The 22,285-nt window shown below is 59.4% G+C and carries 17 protein-coding genes; 2 read left to right on the plus strand and 15 right to left on the minus strand.

Features of this window, described 5'->3' with window-relative positions; all coding sequences use genetic code 11:
- Positions 1 to 19 precede the first annotated feature (19 nt).
- Positions 20 to 424 (minus strand): single-stranded DNA-binding protein, encoded by a 405-nt coding sequence (locus AWT76_RS02690; RefSeq protein WP_009827211.1) that lies wholly within the window; start codon positions 422 to 424, stop codon positions 20 to 22.
- 427 nt (positions 425 to 851) lie between these two features.
- Between AWT76_RS02690 and AWT76_RS02695 the strand changes: the two genes are divergently transcribed.
- Positions 852 to 1,172: an H-NS histone family protein gene (locus AWT76_RS02695; RefSeq protein WP_072244793.1), complete on the plus strand. Its 321-nt coding sequence runs from the start codon at positions 852 to 854 to the stop codon at positions 1,170 to 1,172.
- A gap of 132 nt (positions 1,173 to 1,304) precedes the next feature.
- Here the strand turns inward: AWT76_RS02695 and AWT76_RS02700 are convergent, their stop codons facing one another.
- The 9 genes from AWT76_RS02700 to AWT76_RS02735 all read right to left on the minus strand — a co-directional run bounded on the left by AWT76_RS02700 (position 1,305) and on the right by AWT76_RS02735 (position 11,279).
- Entirely contained in the window at positions 1,305 to 2,375 is a 1,071-nt protein-coding gene (locus tag AWT76_RS02700; RefSeq protein ID WP_067296439.1) for a helix-turn-helix domain-containing protein, read from the minus strand.
- Positions 2,375 to 2,998 carry a hypothetical protein gene (locus tag AWT76_RS02705; RefSeq protein WP_067296441.1) on the minus strand — a complete coding sequence of 208 codons (624 nt, stop codon included), beginning with the start codon at positions 2,996 to 2,998 and terminating at the stop codon, positions 2,375 to 2,377. Before AWT76_RS02705 ends, AWT76_RS02700 begins: the two co-directional genes overlap by 1 nt.
- Positions 2,999 to 3,283: 285 nt before the next feature.
- Positions 3,284 to 3,448 carry a hypothetical protein gene (locus AWT76_RS16825; RefSeq protein WP_007803240.1) on the minus strand — a complete coding sequence of 55 codons (165 nt, stop codon included), beginning with the start codon at positions 3,446 to 3,448 and terminating at the stop codon, positions 3,284 to 3,286.
- Between the two features lie 386 nt (positions 3,449 to 3,834).
- Complete coding sequence (locus AWT76_RS02710; protein ID WP_072244794.1) at positions 3,835 to 4,308, minus strand: hypothetical protein; 474 nt, start codon at positions 4,306 to 4,308, stop codon at positions 3,835 to 3,837.
- A 100-nt stretch (positions 4,309 to 4,408) separates the two neighbouring features.
- Positions 4,409 to 6,592 (minus strand): ParB/RepB/Spo0J family partition protein, encoded by a 2,184-nt coding sequence (locus AWT76_RS02715; RefSeq protein WP_072244795.1) that lies wholly within the window; start codon positions 6,590 to 6,592, stop codon positions 4,409 to 4,411.
- Positions 6,593 to 6,705: 113 nt separating this feature from the next.
- The gene (locus AWT76_RS02720; RefSeq protein WP_072244796.1) at positions 6,706 to 7,839 is read right to left on the minus strand and encodes a helix-turn-helix domain-containing protein; all 1,134 of its coding nucleotides are present in this window, start codon (positions 7,837 to 7,839) and stop codon (positions 6,706 to 6,708) included.
- 203 nt (positions 7,840 to 8,042) lie between these two features.
- Positions 8,043 to 8,966: a ParB/RepB/Spo0J family partition protein gene (locus tag AWT76_RS02725; RefSeq protein WP_072244797.1), complete on the minus strand. Its 924-nt coding sequence runs from the start codon at positions 8,964 to 8,966 to the stop codon at positions 8,043 to 8,045.
- Complete coding sequence (gene repA / locus AWT76_RS02730) at positions 8,956 to 10,101, minus strand: plasmid partitioning protein RepA (RefSeq protein WP_176699316.1); 1,146 nt, start codon at positions 10,099 to 10,101, stop codon at positions 8,956 to 8,958. The genes AWT76_RS02725 and repA overlap by 11 nt, the downstream gene beginning before the upstream one ends.
- A gap of 293 nt (positions 10,102 to 10,394) precedes the next feature.
- Entirely contained in the window at positions 10,395 to 11,279 is an 885-nt protein-coding gene (locus AWT76_RS02735; RefSeq protein ID WP_072244799.1) for a recombinase family protein, read from the minus strand.
- 226 nt (positions 11,280 to 11,505) lie between these two features.
- On the opposite strand from AWT76_RS02735, the gene AWT76_RS02740 reads away from it, so the two are divergent.
- The gene (locus AWT76_RS02740) at positions 11,506 to 12,573 is read left to right on the plus strand and encodes a helix-turn-helix domain-containing protein (protein WP_072244800.1); all 1,068 of its coding nucleotides are present in this window, start codon (positions 11,506 to 11,508) and stop codon (positions 12,571 to 12,573) included.
- A 71-nt stretch (positions 12,574 to 12,644) separates the two neighbouring features.
- On the opposite strand, the gene AWT76_RS16575 is transcribed toward AWT76_RS02740, so the two are convergent.
- The 5 genes from AWT76_RS16575 to AWT76_RS02765 are packed head-to-tail and all read right to left on the minus strand — an operon-like array spanning position 12,645 to position 22,284.
- Positions 12,645 to 13,130 carry a hypothetical protein gene (locus AWT76_RS16575; RefSeq protein ID WP_141655851.1) on the minus strand — a complete coding sequence of 162 codons (486 nt, stop codon included), beginning with the start codon at positions 13,128 to 13,130 and terminating at the stop codon, positions 12,645 to 12,647.
- A complete protein-coding gene (locus tag AWT76_RS02750) occupies positions 13,117 to 16,212 on the minus strand; it encodes a helicase-related protein (RefSeq protein ID WP_072244802.1) in 3,096 nt (1,031 codons plus the stop codon). Before AWT76_RS02750 ends, AWT76_RS16575 begins: the two co-directional genes overlap by 14 nt.
- Complete coding sequence (locus AWT76_RS02755; RefSeq protein WP_072244803.1) at positions 16,209 to 17,969, minus strand: phospholipase D-like domain-containing protein; 1,761 nt, start codon at positions 17,967 to 17,969, stop codon at positions 16,209 to 16,211. Before AWT76_RS02755 ends, AWT76_RS02750 begins: the two co-directional genes overlap by 4 nt.
- Positions 17,966 to 19,081 (minus strand): DUF6361 family protein, encoded by a 1,116-nt coding sequence (locus AWT76_RS02760; protein ID WP_072244804.1) that lies wholly within the window; start codon positions 19,079 to 19,081, stop codon positions 17,966 to 17,968. The genes AWT76_RS02755 and AWT76_RS02760 overlap by 4 nt, the downstream gene beginning before the upstream one ends.
- Positions 19,078 to 22,284, minus strand: a complete 3,207-nt coding sequence (locus AWT76_RS02765) for a UvrD-helicase domain-containing protein (RefSeq protein WP_245638754.1) — start codon at positions 22,282 to 22,284, stop codon at positions 19,078 to 19,080. The genes AWT76_RS02760 and AWT76_RS02765 overlap by 4 nt, the downstream gene beginning before the upstream one ends.
- Position 22,285: the final 1 nt, after the last annotated feature.

Raw genomic sequence — 22,285 nt, forward strand, 5'->3', positions numbered from 1 at the left:
GAGGGGGAGACCCCGTTCCTCAGAACGGGATCTCGTCGTCGCGGTCGACCAGCTCGGGGTTTTCGTTCTCAGCCGACTTCGGGCGGCTCAGGAAGTCGACCTTCTCGGCGATGATCTCGCAGCCGTAGCGGTCGTTGCCCATGCTGTCGATCCACTTGCTGTAGTGGATGCGGCCATGGACGAGGACCTTCATGCCCTTTTCGCAGTGCTCGGCGACCGTCTTGCCGAGACCGTTGAAGCAGGTGATGCGGTGCCATTCCGTGTCCATGATCCGGTAGCCGTTCTCGTCGCGCAGGACGCGACCCTCCGAGAGGCGGGGGCGTGAGGTGGCAAGGCTGAAGTTGGTGATGTTGGTGCCGCCCTGGGTGGTGCGGGTTTCGGGTTTTTGACCGATGTTGCCGGCGAGGATGACGATGTTTTGCATGATTAGCTCCTGTGTTTCCTGTCTTCGGGACCGTCCCTTCGACAAGACCCGGAAAAAGCCCGTCGGGTGATGCGTGCACGGTGGACAGCATGGACACCGGAAACCCCCAAAGGACCGGGGTGGAGCGGGCAGGACGCCATAGGCGGCCAACACGGCCCGGGCTGACGCGGGGTTGCGCGCAGGAGACCGAACGGGATTAGGGGATTGTCAGTCGAAGGGATGGCCCAGAAGTCAGAGAGGCGCGGGGAGCCCATGCCAGACCCTGTCATCCTGCCAATCGGGACCCCCTGAACCCAAGCCCAGCACTCCACTGGCGGCACCGAATATAGTTCAACCAACCCTCGTCACATGCCCCTGCCTACGGGAGTTGCGAGCCAATGCCCCGGCGGGCTATCGATACCGGAACATTCAGGACACGAGGCATAGCATGGCTGATTACGATCTCGAGGCGTTGTCGCTTCCCGAGCTGAAGAAAATGCAGAAGGACATCGCCAAGGCGATCTCCACCTTTGAGGCTCGACAGAAGGCGGAAGCCCGCACCAAGGTCGAAGCTGTGGCCAGAGAAATGGGCTACTCTCTGGCCGAACTTGTCGGCACTGAGATGAAAACCACGCGGGTGCCTGGAGCGGCGAAGTACCGGCACCCTGAGAACCCGGCGCTCACTTGGTCCGGTCGAGGGCGCAAACCGCAGTGGTTCGTGGAGGCGTTAGACGCGGGCAACACAGCGAGTGACCTAGCCATAAGTTGAGGGTGTGGGCGACGCGATCAACCCTGAACCGCCTTTCTATACAGCATCGGGAAATGACAGGGCTGGACAGAGCGGACAATTAACTGCCGAATCGGGTGATCGTCACACTTTCATGGATCCGGCTTTGCAGTGCTACTTCACCACTCGCAGCGCCGGTTTGTGCGGCTCATTAACGGCCCGTTGATCTGGCGATAGTCGGAAAATAAGGGCCTCGATTTCCCCCAAAGGAATCCCAAGGTCTTTGGCGATGTCGTCCTTAGTCATGCCCTTTGACCAAAGAGCGGCCAAGACCTTTGCGAGCACGGTCGAAACCTCACGCTCGATTCCGTCTGGCTCGCCGCTTCGATAGCCTCGCTTCCCAAGCTCGATCAGCAAAGAACGGTAGTTCCATTCGCTGATATAGCCCAGAGAATTGAGGCGGTATGCCAAGGCCATGGCCGATACCTTCCAACGCTTCTTGGCCGAAATGATCTGCCCAACTGTGAAAAGGTGCGCATAGTCCATCATGTCGTTTTCGGGCATGAGGAATGCCGATGCAAATCTGTCGGCCTGCGTCTCTGCCTCTTTGTCGGCTTTCGACCCTGCGTGGTGATGCAAGACAAGGTGTCCAAGCTCATGTGCCGTATCAAAGATGGACCGTTCCGCCGTCTTCTCTTGGTTCAAGAAAACATAGGGATGTTCCCCGCGCCAAAACGAGAAAGCGTCAACATGCTTGGTCGCTTCCGACAGGGAAAGGACGCGAATACCCTTTGACTCGATCAGCTTGAGAACGTTTCCTATAGGCCTGTCGCCTATGCCCCAATGCTGGCGCAGAAGGCGGGCGGCGACATGCGGGCGGCTGCGCTCTTTGCTCAGGTCGATAAGGTCGGCTGCGGGCAGGTTGAAGCGGGAGTCGATCCACTCGTAAAGCTCGATTCCCAACGATCCCGCTGCTTCTGCAGCTCGGCGCTCTTTGGCCTTCATACGCGACAGACTGCGGAAGCTAACGGCGTCGGTATCAATACGCTCTGGCGCTTCCCGGTAAAAGAAATCAATTGGATAGGAAAGCGCGAACGCGAGGCGCTTCGCTGTCGCTTCATCGGGCGGATGCCCGTTTTCATACTTTGAGAGAGTGACCGCAGACACGCCTACGCGCTCTGCGAGTCCCTTCGCTGTCAGCATCCGCCGTTCGCGGGCTGTTTTGAGACGATCTGCGTTGAACATTAGTGTTTGAAGGAAACGGTGATGTCGAAGTCTTCAATGGGGCCGGTATCGGTTTGCGGGTCTGCCTCCCAGTCGCTGTCAGGCGAATAGATGTATATCCGTTCCATCCAGTGAACAAACTTACCCTTTTCGATCACGGGACAAGACAGTTCCACACTGCCATCAAGGCCAACCATGACATAGTAGGTACGGATACCGTCCTTCAATACGGCGGTGAGGGGGCCGGGTTTCATACCTGCGTTGACGAACAAATCGGGTCCAGAAAGGCTTTCCGCGCCGCTACCCTTTTCGGAGCGTGGCAGGGGCGGCATATTGACACAGCATTTATCAACGTTCTGGAAGCCAATGCGGACAGTGCGATCACGTTTTACAACCGCTTCAATGCCGCAAGTTCTGTCCGGCACGTAGTCAGGACCGACAAGCTGCTGGCGGAGTTCGCCAACGCCGTGAATGTAAGACAACATTCCAGCCGCGTTGAGCGGCATGGAGGGGCTGGCGTCGTCCGCATAGGCGCGGGCGGTTTGTCCGATAGCCATGATCTGCTGGCGAGTGACGCCAAAGTCCTCAAGGCGGGTTTCAACGTCCACCAGCGTGGAGACTATCACGGTGTTGAATGACGGCAATGCTCAGCCCCTTTAAGATTTTCTACATCATACGATGTTGTGTTTCTTAAAGGCAAGTGAAATTTTCCCGATGCTTCGATGGTTGCAATGTCAGCCCGCTGCTTTGCGCTGCCATTCGTGCGCTTCGCGGTGAAGGTCGGCTCCCAGCGGCCTGTGCGCACCACGATCTGCGCCAGGGTGGCACACCGGCGTTCTTCAGATCGGCATCGCCGATCACTTGGTCGCCGATAGGCCCGGAGGCGCACCTGCGCCGTGCCCGGGCCCTCGGGAAGTGAGGCCAAAGCCTCACCCGAAGGGATCGTACTCCGAGACGATCACGACCTCGTCCCCGTCGATTTCATCGGCGGGGACGGCGCCGAAGGTTCCATCCCCTGCCTGGAAGACGACGATCGAGACCATGAGCGTGGCGGCGAGGGAGGCGGCGAAGGCGTGTGCATCTTTGCGGGACATCTGTTTGGCTCCTGTCTTGGAGGCGGGGGACCATCCCCCGCGCGACAGGACCCCGCAGGCCCGAATACTGGCTGACATCACCGGGTGCGTTCGGACTTGCTCCGAATCCGCCCGGCGGCACGGGCTTGCCCGTAGTCCGACCCCTCGTGGGTTGATCTCGAAGACGGGATTCGGGGCAAGGAAGGGAATGGCGAGCGGGGGATAGTGCCCTGACGACTGGAGCCGGTTGTCCCGCTGATGCTTTTGCCTCCAACCTCCCGGCCTAGATCTTGGTTGAAGACGTCCTTCCTTGGGGATGGCTCCTTTGGCGCCCCGCGACATCGCGAGACAAGGTTGTGATGGATGAGAGGCCCGCGCTTGGGCGGGCCCCTCGGTTTCAGTTGGGCTCAGGCGGCCAGGTCCGCGCCCCCTGCCCTTTCGCCATCTTCATCGGCGACGATTTCAAGTCGCGCATTGCGGTATCCTTCCTTGGCGATCCAAAGCTCGGCCGCAGTCATGGATTCCGCCAGATGCAGCAGCTCCGTGTTGCCGCCGAAGTCGAGAAGCACGCGCACCTGCCCGGGCTTCGGGTCCTCGGCCACCTCGAAGACGAGGGCGCTGTCAACAGAATGGCTGCGCATGATGGTCACGAGGATCACCCCGTCCGAGGAGAAGTTGCCCTCATGCAGCGTGAACGACGCGGGAGCCGTCCATGTCGGATAGGGCCGAGGTGGTTCCTTTTTAACAAGGCGGCCGACGCCGTTAGAGCGCTCCCAGGCTGCGAGCTTCTTGGTGAAGCGTGCCGGTGGCTTGGGGCTGCCGTCGGTGTAGCGAATGAGCGCCCCGAGGGGGGCTGTGTCGATGATGGTTGTTGCAGACATGATTCCTCATTCCGAATGCGAGTAATCGCACTCATCTTATTGATATTGTTATGTTATAGGGTGATTTGGGGCGGAATGCCCGCCCCCCTGCTGGAACACGTTATTCCGCGGCCAGCATCGACGCGCCTTCAGCAGGCAGGTCATCCGTCAGGAATGCAGGAAGGTCAGCCTCACTGACGCTGTCGGCCACTTCGGCATCGACATCCGCCCCCTGCCCTTCGGCATGGCCCTCACCGTCCAGCGCCACGAGATCGTTCCGGCGCAGGACCTCGGGCAACCAGCCGCTGCCCTTCAGCAAGCGCTCGGCCTCACTGGCCATCTCGCCTTTCTTCAGGTGATCGAGGAGTTGGGCAGTCCCCTCCCCTTTCGCCTCGCGCACGGCCTCGAGGATGCGGGCCTTGGGCACGCGGTTGAGATAGGTGTCCACCGTCGGCTCCCATCCCGCCTCCACCATATCGAGACCTGTCGCGCGCGCCACGAGATCGGCATGCGCCATACGACGGGTCAGTCCGCCTGCGGAGATGCCTGCCCCGTATGGGTTCACCTTCTCATGCAGAGCATTGACGCCGAAGCTGAGGCAATGCGCCAGCAAGGCCAGCCGACTGCCCTGGTCGAGAACCGTCAGATAGTCCCAGAGTGCTGCATCATCGCCAAGCGGCAGATTGGCTTCCCATTCCGCGTGACGCTCGTCGACCAGCTTTGCCACCACGCTGTCCTTCAGATCGGGCGCCTGCGCCGACATATAGACCTGACGCACGGATGCCTCGAGACAGCTTCCCGAAGCAGAGGAGGTGCGGAAGGTGTCCGTCACCAGCTTCAGCAGCAGCAGCGTCAGCGCGACATCCGGCGAGCGCCCGATCGCTTCACGCAGCGCCAGCGTCCGGTGGGCCGTCAACTCCATGACCAACCGCTCGGGCAGTGGCTTCAATGCCCCGTCGTCCTCATCCTCCGGCAAGTCTGCTCCGATCAGCTGGCCACCCGACGTGATGACGGTTCCGCCATGAACGGCACTGCCATGGCCATCGGTGAGATCACGATCAGCCCCCTGCCCCGCCAGCGCAGGATCAGCACCATCCTGGACCGCGGTCTCGTCAACGGGCTCATCCTGTGGACGCACATAGCCGCGATAGACTGCCAGAGCGCCGTAGCGGTCGAGCGTGACGAACGCCCCTGCCCGCCCGATCTCCTCCGCGTCGAAGATCAACGGCCGGGTCTCGATCTTTTCCATCTCCGTTTCCAACACGCCAAGCCGCGCGTCGATCTCTTCAGGGATATCATCCTGACCTGCGTATTCTTCTTCCAGCGCCCGGTACTCGGCGAGAAGCTTGGCATGGGCCGCGCCTTCGTCATCCGTCATCGGTGCCGGATCGCCGGACAGGGACCGCAGGCCGTGGCTGTAGCCGTAGGGCAGGTCGAGTGCGACCTCGATCCACTTCCAGCCCTCAACTGCAACCGTCTCTGCCTCGGCCTGGAGTTTTTCCGTCACCAGCCGATCAAGCAGGGCAGGGTCTTCGAGCCAACCTCCATCATCGCCTTGGAACAGGTCATGCAGCATCGTGCCGCCCGCCGCTTCATAGGCATCAACACCCACAAAGACCGCGCGTCGGTCAGACGCCCGGACCGAGGTCTCGGTCAGCATGCGCCGGATTTGGAATGGCTCCTTGTTCCAGGATGAATGGATCACATCCCAGACCTGAACCTGACGCGCGTGATCGGGGTTCACGGTGAAGGCCATAAGCTGCTCCAGCGTCATGCCATCCTCGGCGTAGATCTCAAGCAGGGTAGGGGCGACGGAAGCGAGTTTCAGGCGCTGCTTCACGATCTGCGGCGTCACGAAGAAGGCGGCGGCAATCTCTGCATCGCTCTGACCCTTGTCCCGCAGCGCCACAAACGCGCGGAACTGATCGAGCGGGTGCAGGGCGACGCGCTGCATGTTTTCTGCAAGGGAATCGTCTTCGGCCAGGATGTCGGACGCAGCATCGCGCACGATGCAAGGAACGGGCGTGGTCTTCGCCAAACGCTTCTGCTTCACCAGCAGGGACAATGCTTGGAACCGGCGGCCACCGGCCGGGATCTCGAACTTGCCGGTCTCGGTCCCATCATCGTCCAATACGGGCCGCACGCTCAGGCTCTGTAAGAGGCCGCGGCGAGCGATGTCTTCGGCCAGTTCCTCGACGGACACGCCAGCCTTGATGCGCCGCACGTTGGACTGGCTCAGCACCAGCTTGTCAAAAGGGATATCCCGCGACGGGGACAGGGTGACTTTCTGGACAGCTTTGGTCATCAGATCTTCTCCACGACGGGCGCCGGAAGCCACTCTCCCGATCTCACTTCCCGTCACCCTCAAACCAACACTCCTTTCCCTCTCGCGGTTGTTCTTGACCGCGGTCAAGAAGTTCATGTGGGAGCAAGTTGTGTGCGTAGGATCCTTTCGAAATAGGCGTCAGGGTGTTTGATCGTGTCTGCTCTTGCTATCAGGTAGTCGAAGACGAGAAGCAGTTTTCCCGCGCCAGCTTTCTGGATGCCATGCCGCAGTTCGTCTTGGCTTATTCTAAGCAATCGACCGAGGTCGTATAGAATGCGGGTGAGAGCTTCTCCTGTACGCGGCGGTTCTGGGAAAAATCCTGCAACATGGGTGAAATCTTCCCATGCCATGCGTGCTGGGTCTCGGTTCATCGTCGGTTTGGTTTTTTCGGTTTGTTCACCGCGATTGGCCGTAGAAGGAGCAATCTTTTTAATATCTTTTTTTATAGACTCTATGTGCCGGACATTTTGTCCGTTTGTGGCGGGCAGATCGTTGGATTCTGGTGCATAAGGTCGGTGTTCGATGGCTTGTAAATTATCTTCGGAACCAGCTTTTGCTGCGGCATGGTGTTCACCGTAGCTTGCGTCGGTATCGGCTCCGAGGGCTCTAAGTTCCGAGATAACGCTCAGGACTGCATCAACGGTTAATGTTGCTCGACGCAGGATATTTCTGATCGTGTTGAGGGTAGAGAGCTTTGCTTCATCGAAGCGTGTTTGTTGGAGTAGCGAAGCTCGTAGGGCCAACGCCTCAGCCTTCAGTGAGCGCAAGCGCTCGTGTTCTTCGGTGAGTTGCAAGGCTTGCGTCGCGAGCGAGCCGTACCTCTGGATCAAGGGCTTCAGGTCGATGCCGAAGGCATCTCTGATAACGCCTCCATACCGCAGCGGAAAGCGTTTGCCATTTGCTGAGTTCTTGCGTTCGATCAGTTCAGCAGCTGAGAGGCGTCCCAGGCTGCGTCGAAGTGTTCTCTCATCGAGTCCATTTGCGCGCTCTGACAGAGAAGCGTTCGACGGGAACACGACAGTGAGCGTAAGTCGCTGGCTGTCCTGAATCTCACGTTCTTTTCGGGGTAGGAAGCTAATGAGCGCGGTCAGAACGGCGAGGTCATTGGTTGTGAGACCGAGCTCCTTCCTCAGTACGCGAACCGGGCCCAGAAGCTCGTAGGGGTTAGGGCAGGGCAGAGATATCCGTTCCGCCAGGGCGGTCGTTGTTTCAGTTGCATGTCTCATGGTGTTTCGGAAGAAAAAGCTTCCCCGTTCACCGCGAGCGGTGTTGAAATCGATTCGTTTTGGGGGTATCAATCAGGTGTCGAGACTGATTGAGGCCCTTCGGAAGCATCGCTTTCGGGGGGTCTTTCTTTTTCTAGCCGGTCCTCCTTTCGTTCTCTGCTCGTTTCTGTTGATGTCTTGACCGCGGTCAAGACACGGGGTCGTCACTCTGGCCTGTCTTGACCGCGGTCAAGAAGCTCTGTGACCAGCTTCCGGACTGCCTCCTCAACACGAGGGACAAGATCCGCGTCCACATCGATGGTGATGCGGTTGCCTTTTCGGCCGATCTTCACGCGCTCACTGGGACGTGTCTTCTGCGTCGACGATTTGGTCGCTGTCAGCAAGGTAACCGCCGCTTCGAGACGGTCGGGGCCCGGTACGTTGCGAGGGATTTCGCCGGCAACTTCTCGGGCTCTCGCGACGTCTTTCTCGCACAGCCTGAAAAGCTTTTCCCAAACCCGTCGACCAACGCCGTGTGCAGGTCCGATAGCCTGGATTAGTTCCATCGGGATGCCTGTAGCGATACGGTTCATCCGCGAGACGAGCGATTCATCGATCTGAAGTGCCCGATACGCGATCGTTTGAGCGTTCTTGCGCGTTTCGTCGGTTTTCCCAAGTTCTCGAATGATCCCGGCGACAAACAGAGCCCTTTCGATGAACGATGGATCTTGGCGCGCATTATTCTCTACGCCTTGGGCAATGAGAGCTTCCTCGTCGGTCATCTCCATGACCGTAGCGCGCACTTTTTGACCAAGTTGGCGACAAGCGAGAAGCCGACGGCGTCCATAGACGATCTCAAGCGCACCGTCCTCGGTTCGGCGAACCAGCACTGGAACCTTTTGACCGTGCTCGCGGATCGACGAGACAAGCTCATCCAGGCCATCGCTTGGATCGATGCGGTCCATGACCGCGGACATCCGTATGGCGGTCGGGTCGATCAGCCGCGTGGCGTGTTTATCCTCTTCGAGCACGGATGCTTGTGCGCGAGCTACAGTCGGGCTCGTTCGCTTCACATCCAGATCGTCGTCCGAAGGCGGCGTTTTGCCCATCGCGTTCTTGAGTGAGTCCCCGAAGACCTTACGCGCCATGGATACGCCCCCATGCTTTCAGGATTTCGCGTTCGACTTCGTCGGTCACGCGCGAGACGGACTCGATCGCGCGCTCGTAAGTTCTGCGGTTCACGTCGCGAGGTTCGACCTCGAAGATGCTCTGCTGGGTGTTCGCAGCATCACCCACGGCTGTTGATTTCAGGAACTCGGCAGACAGCACGGCATCCCCGAGGACTGTCCGAAGCAGAGACGAAATCTGCACCTGCGGACCATCCGTATTTTCGTAGCGTGTGATCAGAACTCGCACGAAGTTCAGTCCATGTTCCGGGGCGTGTGCCTCTACGACGCCCATCAGGTTGCTCGCCATGCCCAGAAAGCTCGCCAGCGACATGACATCGAGCATCGACGCGTTGAGCGGGATCAGGACCCCGGTCGATGCAAAGAGGGCAGAGATCACAGAGAAGTTCAGCTGCGGTGGGGTGTCAAATATCACCACATCATATCGGTTGAGGACGGGCTCAAGCGCTTCCCGGATGCGGCTATGGAACGTGGTGGCGCCGTGTCTGAAGCTCAAGGCGACCTCGAACTCGTACTCCATGATGTCCATGGATGCCGGGATCAGATCCACGGTCGGGAAGTTCGTTTTGCGAATGATCTCTGCTGCGGGCAATGGATCGTCGGATCGGATAAGATCGTATGAAGTTGGCATATCCGGATCAAGCTCGGGAGTTACCCCGAACAGGTTCGTCAGACTTGCCTGGCTGTCGAGGTCGATCAGCAAGACCCGGTAGCCGCGGAGACCCAGTAGTTGTCCTACATGGGCAACAGATGACGTCTTTGCCGAACCACCTTTCAGGTTGAAAATCGTCAAGACCTGACAAGCCTCTCCCGGTCTTCTGTGCGGGTGTTCTTCTGGCTTGATCCTTCCAGTCTCGAGAAGTACGCGTTGTGCCTCGACCATCTCGTCTGCAGAGAAGCTACGGCGGTTGCCGCCCTCCAGAACACCTTCGGGGAAGCCTTCGAGGTTTGACACATGATGGCGGAAGGTATTCTGATTAATGCGAAGAAGTTCAGCCGCTTCCCGCATGGCGAAGCGGCGGAGACCCTTCTGAGCGTCCGGTGGGAAGGTTTCCTGCGCATGTTCACGCAACCGACTACCAAGCCGCTTGGACATGACTTCAAATCTCTGGGAGGCCCGTATCCCGTTCATCACTGCCCTCAAGTCTTTATTGTTTTGCAAAGCTTAACAGATATTGTGGATAAATCCAGACCAAACCGTTGAGCGGCCTGGGGGCGTTGAAGGCACCCATTTCTGTCGACGGTAAACTGTTAAAAATCAGCGTCTTGGGCGACTGCGCTCTCACTCTACTTCAACACCTCGTTGCCAGCTGCGAAGTGACCACAAGATGTATTGTGAGTGCGTACAGAAATCAGTCGGCAGAATCGGATGGACGATTCTCCGGGATCTCAGTCGAGCAACCCCAGCCTCTCGGCCCGCTCCAGCAGCATCTTCACCGACGAAGGCTGCCAGCTTGTCCGCCCGCGCGGCGTGCGTTCGCGCATCGCCTGCAGCCGGGTGCAGATCGCCTGAAGCGTGATGCCGGGGTCCGCGCCCTTGATTCCGGCGACAATGGCGGGCAGACGGTCGTCGGTTTCGCGGCGCCCGGCGCGGGCCAGCACCTCGGCCGGCAGGAAGCCGTCGCGGACATATGCCTTCACAGCGCGCAAGAGACGGCTTTGGGTCCAGCGACGCGCCTCGGGCAAGGGGCCGTTGATGATGCGCACTACGTCTTCCCAGGCCAAGTCGGGTCGCAACCGGCGCACATGGGGTACCCAATCTTGTGCCGTCTCGTTCAGACGCTCCATGTAGCCGTCTTGTCGCGCCAGCCGCACCTTGCGCAGCGCTGCCGGATCCCGCGCGCGTAGGCCAGGGTTTCCGCCGACCCGCCCCTTTGTTCGCGCGCTGGCAAGCCCAGCCTTGGTCCGTTCACGGATCAAGGCGCGCTCGAACTCGGCTGCTGCACCCAGAACCTGCAGGGTGAACTTGCCCTGCGGGGATCCGGTGTCGATCGGGTCCTGAATCGACCGGAAGAAGGCACCCTTGGCCTCGAGCCGCTCGATCACCTCCAAGAGATGCGACAGGGATCGCGCGAGGCGGTCAATCCGGACCACCACCAGCGTATCGCCCTTGCCGATCCGTTCCAGCACCCGCGCCAGCACAGGCCGCGCACGATCACCGCCAGAAGCCTGTTCCTCATGGATTTCGACACAGCCCGCTGATTTCAGGGCGTGCGACTGGGGCAGGGGGGTCTGATCCTCGGTCGATACGCGCGCATAGCCGATCAGGGGCATCAAAACAGGCCGTTTGCAGTTTCATATACTACTAATAAACGACCGTTTGAAAACGGATGCAAGGGCTCTCTCTGTGCCCCTGCTCAACGGAAAGCCCTTGGTTTCCATAGGCTGAGCGCGATCAGAGAGCCCTCGCCGACCATCGCCCGCGCGTGCTATATAAGGAGCGTGAACGCACTCCGACAAAACCCTTGGGTAAAGTGCTTAATTCTAGTATTTTGCACATATGAAGCCTCAAACGACTGTCTTCCATGATGAATCTTATGCTCTCTTCCTCGACGCTGAGGAGGTGGAACAGTCGTCCGAGGACGATCTCTGGTTCCTGCCCGGTCCCATGGAAGAGGAGCTGGATTATTTGCCTCCCGGACCACGGGCCGAACCGTGTCAAGCCGTTGTCCTCGAGGATTGGCGGAAAGCAGAAGCCTGCCATGCCGCGCGTCTTGCTCGTGTGGCCGGTCGCGTCGGTGCGCTGGACGACCGGCTGAAGCGGGGCCTAGAAGGATGGCGGCACAGGCTTGCCCTGTTCGAGGCTGCCGACCTCAGCTGGTTCGCGGGTGACCGCATCGGCCCAGATCGGCTGGCGCTCTGGATCTCCATGCGACTGTGTGGGGTACAGAACGACACTGCCGCGCTCGCGCGTGTCGGTTGGGCGGTGCGGCGGCTATCCGGTGGACCAGGACCGGAGGTGGACCTTTCGGCCTTCCTTGACCGCCGCGACCCCGAGAACCTCGCCGATGAGGCCGAACCGTTTGCGGATCGCGCCGGCGGTTGGCTGGACCTGACGGCGCAAGCCTCCGAGTTGCACCCGATCAGCCGTGCTTGCATGGGCTTTCACCTCTGGAGCCTCGCGGGACTCGGGCAGCAAGGCGATCGAATGGAGGCGGCCGTCACAGCTGCGCGGATCGCGACCAGTGAGGGTAAGGGAGCAGTCTTTGCACCTCTAGCCATGGGCGGGGCAGGGGGGCTGCGCGCCGGTGGTCCACCCGCTGAACGTCTAGCCCGCTGGCTTGACGGAATGGAGACGGCGTGTCTGACCGCGATGCGGCACCTCGACGATATTGAAGCGTGGTCAGTGCGGGCGGAAGCCGAGATGACCTCACTTTCGGGAAAGACTCCTCGCGCCTTGCGCGCCGTGTTGACCGAATGGCCCCTTGTATCCGCCCCGATGGCCGAAGCTCTGACCGGTGCCAGCCGCGCCGCCGTCCAGCGTAACCTTGCCTGGATGGAGGAAAAGGGTCTGGTCCGCGAGATGACCGGGCAGGGAAGGTATCGGATGTGGCGTGCGGCGAACTGAAGACCGCAGCGAAACTCCCGGTGGTTTAAGAGTAAGATCGCAGTGGTGAGATGGCGCCGATGTCGAGGGTTTCACCTGCGGCGGTGAGACTCCGTCGCAATGGCAAAGGTAACGCCTGAACGTTTCCACACAAAGTGCTCCTTTGCATAGGCGAGCGCACTTGGAGCCACTACGATACTGAGATAGCTTAGTTTTTCAAAATTTTCTATCGCGTTTTGGAACGTCTCGAGATCAGAATCGGCAAAGGAGTCGCCTAGAACGAAGATAGTAATCCGCTCCACATTACTCAGCATAAACAGACCGGATGATGTTTCGAGATGGTCGGATTCAATCACGGCCTCACGTACTTTACTCGTCCATGGCAGTCCATCTAGGTCTTCCACGGCAAGCCATGGTCGTGCCTTTTTCGGCCCTTTGCGGGGTCCAGGTGCAACAGTAATGGTGACTTCCGATTCTGAAAGCCATTCTTCCAGAAGCCCTTGCGGGCGGCCTTGCAACGTGATTGCCGAAACGCATTCTTTGAAGATCTCTGGGTCATCATGGTCACGGTATTTCATGCTGTTCGTCTCCTTGCAGTTTGTCGCAATCGCTATCGGGTGCGTAGGTGAAATTTCCTGGTGCCAAGCGGATCATGAGCGACTGTATTTTTTGGGACGCGGCTGTTTCGAGTATCGCAAGCAAGTCGGACTGTCGCGGCTGCCCGAAGGCAAGTCGATAGAGTGCCGTGGTCTTTATCAACCAAGGTGTAAGTCTCGCCTCGCGGGAAAAAGGAGGCAAAGGCAGAATAGACTCGATGAGGGCAGGGGCGTCGAGGTTGCCAGTATACAGCCAGTGCGGGCACATCCCCAGACGTGACATGCCTAGGTCTTCGACCTCTTCTTCTGCGGCGGCGAGCATCGCCGACCAGGCAGGGCCATCGGTTTCGCGGGCGGCTGCAACCTGGCAGGTTGCAATGTTGCGGCGAACCGCGTGATTGAGATACCGCTGAACCCGGCCCTCGCGTTGCTCCAGGTCTGTCGGGCTTCCAGGCAGGTTCCAGTGCCAGATTCGGTGGCAGTAGTGATGGAAGTCCAGACCTTCTTGCCCAACGGATGTTGATGCGAGAACGAAGGGGCGGAAGGGCGAGTTGAACGCTTCGCGAAGGGTGTCCAGGCGTGTCTGGCCGCCCTCGCCGTCTTTCGCAGCGTTTGCAGCAAAGCGGGCCGCAATGTGCGAAGGCATGTTGAAGCTTTTGCCGGTGAACGGATTGCGCGCAGTAATCTGGGCAGTTCGCAGGCCGACCGCGTCTCTCACCCGCCGGGCCAGCCCCTCGTATGGCGGTTTTCCGGGAATGGTTTCGGGGGTCAGTTTCCCTCCAGTGAGCTGGAACAAATACTCATCGAGCACCGCCTGAAGATCATGTTCAGCGCAATAGTCGATGACCTTTGACCAAGCCCCTTCCTCCCCGCCAGAAAGTAGCAAAGGTCGGACTTCCCGGTGGTTAAACATTGTCAGGAAGCCAAGCGCGACACTGGAAGCGGTCGATGCCAGATCTGCCGACGGCTCTTTTGAATAACGGCGTAGTGATCTGAGCAGACAAACGGCCGGAGACCCAAGCGCCACACGCGCGAGAAACGTTACCGCCGCGTCGCTGACGGGTACGGTTGCGCTAACGTTTTCACCGGCGTTGAATTGATCCAGCAACGAGGGCGCGCTGCTATCGTCGCGGGAACCTGCGTCAAGACCTTGGCGAACTTTGCCAACCCAATCATTTAGCGGGCGAGGAATATCGGGGGTTCCGGCCCATGATGTGTCAAGCCATGCGATCAATTCCCATGGGGCTGCACCACGTGTGGGGGGCAACATTTGGTCGGCGAGGGCGGATGCAATTCGCACCTTGGCTTTGGCGAGCATGTCTTCTGCACTCAAGCTACTGTTCTGCCGCCAGATTTCCAGAGGATCCACCGCCCGCGCCAGAAAGTCTGACGGGTAAAGGAGCAACATCACCCGCATTGAGCTGCCCAAATCTTCCGCCGCGCTACTCAGACGCAGCAGCCTCGCTTCCTTCTTCTTTGCAGGACCTTTGATCCCGCGCTCATGACGTAGCCTGCGCTCTGCCTCGTGCGAGGTCAGGGCCGCAATGGCCTCAGGGACCATTTGCCAATCAGAAAATACCAGCGATTTGGTCAGAGGCGGCTGACCGGACAAATAGGGCAGGCTGGCGGGTAACCACAAACGTCTGTGAAGTTCACCTTCCTTGAAGACGTTTTCCATCAGTGCTCGCATGCGTCCATTGTTGGCTGGTACAGCTTCGAAGTTATGGATCCGGTGTTTTGATAAAAGTGCTGGGCGCGCAGTGCTGGCAAGGTCAGCACGCTTATCGTAACCAGCAATTTTCCTGGCGAGATCGAACTCGCCGGGCATGAAGCTAAAAAGATACGGGGCGGATTTCCAGTAATCCGCGCGATTGTGGCCGCCGACCTGCCGGGCAACACGGTCTACTGCCAGAGCCTGCCGAAGATCTTCGGCCCGTATATCTGCTGTAATCTCTTCGCGGCTCAGCCCAGCATCGGTGCTAGTCGCGGCAACCCTTTCCTGGCGGCTCATGACACCGCGCAAGCGGTCTTCGACTTGATTGCGCTTCTCTGCCGCCTCGTTTGGCAGACCCTGTGCGTAGCAGCGCAGACTCTCACGGAAGAGCCGCATCTCTGCTTTCAGCTCTTTTGCCGCGGTGTTCCCGACCTCGCCCCCACCATGCAACATTCTAATAGCTGCGAGAAAGTCTTCCTGGTGATCGCCCTGTTCCGGGTCATCACCTTTGATCGTCAGCATCTTGTAGGGGGTTGCCGACAGAAAAAGTATTTTTGCGCCATGATGTTCTGTCCGGAGAAACTGCTGCATCAGGGCCTGCGCTTCACTCTCCGTATCGGAGAAAAGGTCGCGGAACTTCTGGAACTCATCGAAGATGATCAGTTTCGGACGCAATGAGGTCAAAGAATGCGCGGCAAGACGCTGCAGCAGGGCCTTAGTGATCGGATTGCGTTCCTCGGAACGTTTCAGGTTTGCATCCCGGATACTTACTTCCATGTCCCCGGCCATGAGCACAGACGCGGTTTCTTCGCGGTATCCCGCGTCGAGTTGGGGGACGTCGTCCAGGTAGCGCTGCCAGTTTTCTTTTTTTCGAACAGTGCCGCGCAGCAGGTTTTTCAATCGGGTTGCATGCACCTTGCCGCGCAGGAGATGATGGACAAGCGCCCGCTCCCGCGCGAGGCCAAGCCCGCCGGTCTTGTCAAAGCTGGTGCCGGGAGTAAGCGCGATGAAATTAACCCCATTTTCGTGCAGATTTGTTCTCGGATCGGAAAGCAGGGTCAGACGTGTGGGCAGAACCTCACCATCGTGCAAGACATTCAGGATCTGCAGGTTTTGACGCGCGATCGCCGCATTGGAGCAGACATAGATAATATCGGCCCGCTCGCCATTGGACAGTTGAGACAGCAGCACCGAGATCACTCCCTGCGCGACCCGCGTCTTGCCAAGGCCAACCTCGTCCGCAACCAGAAAGCGCTGCGCGCCTGCCTGAAACCGGCCAATGACATATTCCACAGTTGCGCGCTGGAATGGCTTCAGTGTCGACAAAACCGGTTCAGGGTCAAAGCTCATCTGCGTTTTCCGTTCACGGCAATGAATTTGGACCAGAGGTCATGAAATTCGGCGGCAGTCTGGGTATCCGCAGGGATCAACCGTAGCAACTTGTCCAACTCGGCCATCCGGGCGGGCCCGTCGTCGGACAAAAGAACCTTTAGCAGGGTTTCCAGAACTGGGGGCTCCGCGCGCTGGCTCTGACCCGTCTTTTGGCCGCTGCGGCTCCCCGTTCGCATCAAGCCCGTTAAGTCGGGTTGCACCTCGAGCATCGCATGGACGAAACTCAGCATCTGCTCCGGGGTCTTGATGATTTCTGCCATCAATGCCCGCAGACGGGGCTCGCTGTCTGGAAGCCCATGCGCCTCGGCCTGCGTGACAAAGCTAGCGGTTTTTTCGTTATCGCCTGTCAAATCGATCTGAATGAAGCGGGTCACATTCAGCAAACCTACAAGGCCCAGTATCCAAGGCCCAGCTCCCGCGATAGCCGTTGAACCATGCTGTGTCGCAAGCCGGGCATGGATCTGCACAATACCCGGAATTGCGGGACACTTCATTTGCAGCGCAGCCGACCATTGGTCTTCTACACTTGCGAACGTGAGCTGCGGCCTTGCTGCGAAGATTGCGTGCCGGGCCTGCCGGACGGCATCCTCGAACCGTGCTTCATCTACCTCTTCTTCGCTCAGCGAGCGAGGTGACCAGTCCGCCAGCAGCGGCTTGAGGCCGTCATGGCCCAGAATTCCCTCGGAATCGAGACCAATGCCGCCGACTGTAGCCGTCTTGCCCCTCAAAGTGGCAAAGACCTCGATATTGCGCATTCCGCTGACCGCGAGGCCCGCTGAGGTTGCATTGCCGGATCCAAGAGTAATCGTAGTCTCATCGGCATTCTCAGTGATGAAGATCTTGGCATGAAGCCCTGCGCGTTCCTGATGACCCGTCGGTTCCTGTTCGGGTACGGCGTGGTCCATCAGCGTCATGCTGCACTTCGGAACATCGTCCAAACGGGCGAGCCAGTCATCACAGGCAACCAGAGCGCAGATCCGTTCACGCCCTAACATGTCCAATGCCGCATCATCGCAGAACGGTGAGATAACGGCCATCTGCCCCTTGCCTGGCCGCCAGACATGAGGCGACCGAGGAAAGTGTGCGTGAAACACGGGCTTGCGGAATCCTGGCACGGCTTGCCATTTCACAAAAGCAAGCTGGTTACGCAGTTCCTGCAAAGCTCGGGGCTTGGGCCCAGGCATCCAGTCAATGAGGTCGACAAGTGGTTGGTTTCCTCCTTGGTTTTTCTCCGTTTCCTCGCCCTCAAGCTGCAATGCTACATCCCAAGATCGATCCCTCGTCAGATTACGAGACATCATCACCAACCTTTGACGAGTCGTGCCTCCGGCCTCTGGGGAAAAGCGCATCAGCCAGAGCTTGGGGTGGAAACTCGCCCGCTTTGGCGGCGCCACCTCGACGACAAGTCCTTCAAGCAAGCTGATCAGTGCATTGCGCTTGCCGACTGGTGGATGAATATTGCCTACCTCTACGAAGATCCTGACACGATCCTGTAGGCGCTGCATTGCAGCCAGTGCCGCAAGCGGATTCTCGATCAGCTCGTCACGCTCGATCCCTCCACGCAATGCCATGGCGACGGGCACTGTGAGGGCAGTCGCAATGTCCATTGAGAAAGTCGTGCCAATGGCCGCCTCCAGACGATAACCTTCGGGCGGCACCAAGGCTTCTCCGAAATCAATGCGCTCAGCCGGGGCGAGGATTTTTTCGCCCTTCATGCTTCTTTCGCCTCGGAAATATCCTGCAGGTAGCGGTGAACCCGGCCCCAGCGGAAGGTCAGCCGTCCCGCGCCTGAGCTGCCGCTCCAGTTATAATCGCCATTGAGCTGCAGGCGGGCACGACCAGGTTTAGCCTGTCGCTCTCGGGCGATTATGATGTCGCGTGCATCGTTGCTTGTCGGGGCGTGCATGACACCAAGCCAGGCATTGAGGAAACGCATAGTGCAATCGTTAGGACGAAAGGCGATCTCTGCCGATGCTTCTAGCAACGGGGCAATCAGCGTGCGCGCGTCCTTTGCCGGTGCGATCTCACTTTTCTGCCACTCGCCCAATTGCTGCTGCCACTGCTCGACCGTGTCGGGGGCGAACCGCTCTGCCAGCAAGAGGTTGTAGAGCAGAGATGCACCAAAAAGCGTATTTGCGAAGGCAAGCGCGTGATTGAGTTGCAATTGCAGGTTATGGGGAAGGTCGAGCTGAGCCACCTTGTTCAGGTCGTTGATTTGGGAAATGTTGCGGGCTCTAGACATGAGGTTCCCCAGCAGCGTCTGGCCATCTCGCAAAGAGGCACAGCGATCGACTATCCAGTCAGCCTCGTCCTTTGTTAGATTAAAGCCTCGCGTGTCATCTTTCGGGATAGACGGCATTTCAGCCCAGCATCTCTCACCCTCAGCCATCCGCTCCAGAACGTCTCGTATGCGGGCTCTGTCGTCCAGCCGAATACCCCATGCACCAATACCACCCCAATAGATCGCACTGGGCATCCGCTTCAGCTTTGCGCCTGCATCGACTCCGATTAGCTGGTCGCGGTCAGCTCCCTCGGGCAACGCGAGAATTCGGGCGATTAGGCCGGCCTCGGCGTCTCGCAACGCCGCCTGACGGTCCCGAGCGCGCAGATCGATGTCATGAAAAATCTGAGGTATCATTAGGAAATAGCGCAATCGTGTCTGAACCGTGCTGGTGCCCGGGAACAGCAAATCCGAAAATCCATCGCGGATCGCGCCGATCCCGAGTTCGTCTCGAGCTTCGCTGTCGGTCAATGCGCCCATGAGCGCGTTCACTGCCTCGGCCTCGGCGCTGCCGAAAGAGACCCATCCCAAGGCTGAATTAGTCATCTACCGACCTCAGAAATGATGTTTGTCGATCTGACAGTGACGGGTAGCTGCGCCAGTTCCAGCCGCCCATGGTCTATCCAGAACACAGCCAACCCTTGCAGCGGATGCTGCGGGAACAGTCTTGCCACCAGTGCGCCGTAGCTGGAGAGCTGCGGCCAGTAGAGGCCGAAACCCTCACCCGCACCGCCAGATTTGTGGTCGATCAAAAGGCAACCCTTCGGCCCAACTGCCAGCAGGTCGACCATACCGGGAATTTCAGCACCCTCTTTAGTACGTCCTAGAAGAGGGATTTCGCAAAGCAGATCGGTGTATCCATCGGCCGCAAGCCAGGCGTTCAGCGCAGCTGCTCGCGCCGCGACCAGTTCCATAGTTGTGTCGTCTAACCCGGTAGCCTGGGGCAGGCCTTCAGTAAGATCAGGCCGCGTCAGGCAAGTCCGCAATGCAAGGTGAATCGCTGTCCCACGGGCCGCGTCACTGACTTTGCCGGGCCATGGCGTACCCAAGCTGATACCTTGGCTTTCTGGTGCAGGCAGGGCCGTCGTGGCTTGTGATGGCTGCAACCTCCAAGGCGTCAAGTCTACAGCAGGCAAGGGGGTAGCGCTGCCGAGCCGTGGTGTATCCGTGATCTCTGCCTCGGAATACGTGGTGAAGCCCGCGTGTTCAGGCAACTGCCTGATGATGGCCGGGCAATCAATCCCGCCGATGCGCAGTGTATCACCACCGATCTGCGGCGCGCAGGCATCTGTGAATACATGGAACAGGCAATTGGCTTCAGGTGCTTCCTCATCGCGCTCCTTGATGAAGCCCGGCCATTCCAGCACCAGCCGATCGCGCGCCCGTGTCAGGGCGACGTACAGCAGGTTCTTCCCATTGGCCTCGAAATCCGCGCGACGATCCTCAATGAACCGCCGCTCGGCCTCTGGGGCCGCAAATCCGGGCGTGTGGATTAGCGCGGCCGAGGCCAGCACGGCGTCCATATCGTCGATCTTGTCAAGCGCGGTGAACTGGGTCGCAGTGCTTCCCGGCCATTCTTCGATGCCGTGATCGAATTCAGCCACCACAGTGATCGGCCATTCGCGACCCTTGCAGGCGTGCCAGGTCACGATCTCTACCGCTTCGGCGCTGTTTGCAGCAGGGTCGGGACGGCGGTCGAAATCGCGCTCACCTGATCGGGCATCAAGCCAGCCCAGAAAAACCTTGGCGCTTTCGCCATGGAATCCGGCGGCGGCTTTAAGGTCACGATGGGCAGATTCAAAGTCGCTTGCTTCGGCTTCAAGTCGCAGAAGGTCTGCACGCGCCTGTGCCGCATCGGGCTGACGGTCAGCCCAAAGCCGCAGCCCAGCGACATTGATCACAAGATCCAGTGCGTTGGAAATCGGCAAGCTTGCAAGGTGGTCTGACAGAGCCGCCAGTCGCATGAGAACCGGATCATCCGCAAGCCGTCCTTCGATTTGCGCAGACATTGCAGATTGCAGGCTCAGGGGATCGGGGCCGAGGGTGCGCAGCAAAAGCGCCGAATTGGTATCGGCAGGGTTCGCGGCATAGCTCAGTGCAGCACGGGCGGCCTGAACAACCAGACATGTCGCCCAGCCATCTTCGGCGATGCGAACAGGTACGCCACGCGCCCGCAGTTCCTCGGCATAGCGGGCGGCAGTTGCGTGGCGGCAAACCAAAAGCGCGATATCAGAGGGGCGGACGACCCTTGTGGCCTTGGTGTGCCGATCGGTGATTGTTTCGCCTGTAGTGAGGATACGGGCGATGCGCTCGGCGATGTGCTCCTGCGGCTTGGAGAAGTTTCTCACCCCGCGCCCTTTGACGATGTTCAGCACTTCCAGCGCAGGACCGGGCACCGGATCACGGGTCGGGGACAGCGGGTTGTAGCCTGCGCCAAACAGCCCTGCGCCCATGGCATTGACGAAGTCCATAACCGCCGGTGTTGACCGCCAGTTGCGGTCAAGGGGCTGCGTCGCATCGGGGTTGGCCGATGCAAGGGCCTGCGACAGCCGAGGGTCAGCCCCCTGAAACCCCATGATCGACTGTTTTACATCCCCCACCAGCAGCGTACGTGGCGCGCGGGCACCTAACTGCCACAGCAGCGCGAACTGCACCGGATTGGTGTCCTGAAATTCGTCGATGATGACGCAATCGATCTCATCCAATACAGCTTGGCGCACTGCTGGATCGGTGCGCAAAAGCCGTTCTGCACCCGCAATCATATCGGCATAGTCAATCAGCCCAAGTGCTTTCTTGCGCGTTTCATACGCCTCCATCACTTCCTGCGCACAAGCGATCAGGCACCGAAAATGCAGCTTTGCATCTGCCAAGGGGCCGGGATGCGCAGGCAGCGCATCTGCGGCCTGAATGATCGCGGTGGCAAGATCATCATAGCCCTCGGGCGTCTTCGTTTTGCTATTCGAGGTGAAAAGATTACGCAGGGACTGCCAGAGGCTCCAGTCCCGGTCCAGCAGGGTTGGATCGCGGTCAACGCGACGAAAAAGGGCAAGGTTCTTTTCCAGCGTCTCGCGGGGGCCCTTGGCGGTAACGGTGGCCATGCCGCCCTCGGGAAAGGCGGCAAGCATGGCGGAAATCGCCGCCGCCAAAGCATCACGGGCGGCGGCGGGATCCGCGAGCACCTCGCCATAGATCGTATCGAGCCGCGCTAACGCGGGTGCGATCAGGCCTGGATCACCGCCTTTGTCACCCAGACCCCGCAACAGGTCGATCATCGATAGAACCCGGCCCCGCAGGGAATCTTCGACCGTTTCGCCCTTTTGCCAGTTGGGCTGATATCCGAACCGCTCAGGTTCGGCCTTGATCGGGTCAAGCGCCTTGGCATGCGCCAGCGCCTGCCGGATCAGCAGGTCCCGCTCGGCATCGCCAAGGTGGCGCGGTTGCAGCGAGGCACCCGCCGCCAGCGCATGTTCCGTCAACAGCCGCAGGCCCAGCCCATGGATCGTCGAGACGTAGGCTCGCTCAACCGCCATGGCCTCGGCGACCAGTCCATCAGCAAGAAGACCCGCCCGGATACGTTCGCGCAATTCGCCCGCGGCGGCTTCGGTAAATGTCACTGCGAGAATACGTTCGGGCCGCACCACGCCGCGCTTCACCCAGTCGGAAAGCTGGGTCTTGATACGATGGGTTTTCCCTGCGCCCGCGCCGGCGGGCACGATGACCAATCCTCGGTCTGAGTCTGCTCCGTTCATG

Origin of the sequence: Roseibaca calidilacus, assembly GCF_001517585.1 — a bacterium.
Classification (GTDB): Bacteria; Pseudomonadota; Alphaproteobacteria; order Rhodobacterales; family Rhodobacteraceae; genus Roseinatronobacter; species Roseinatronobacter calidilacus.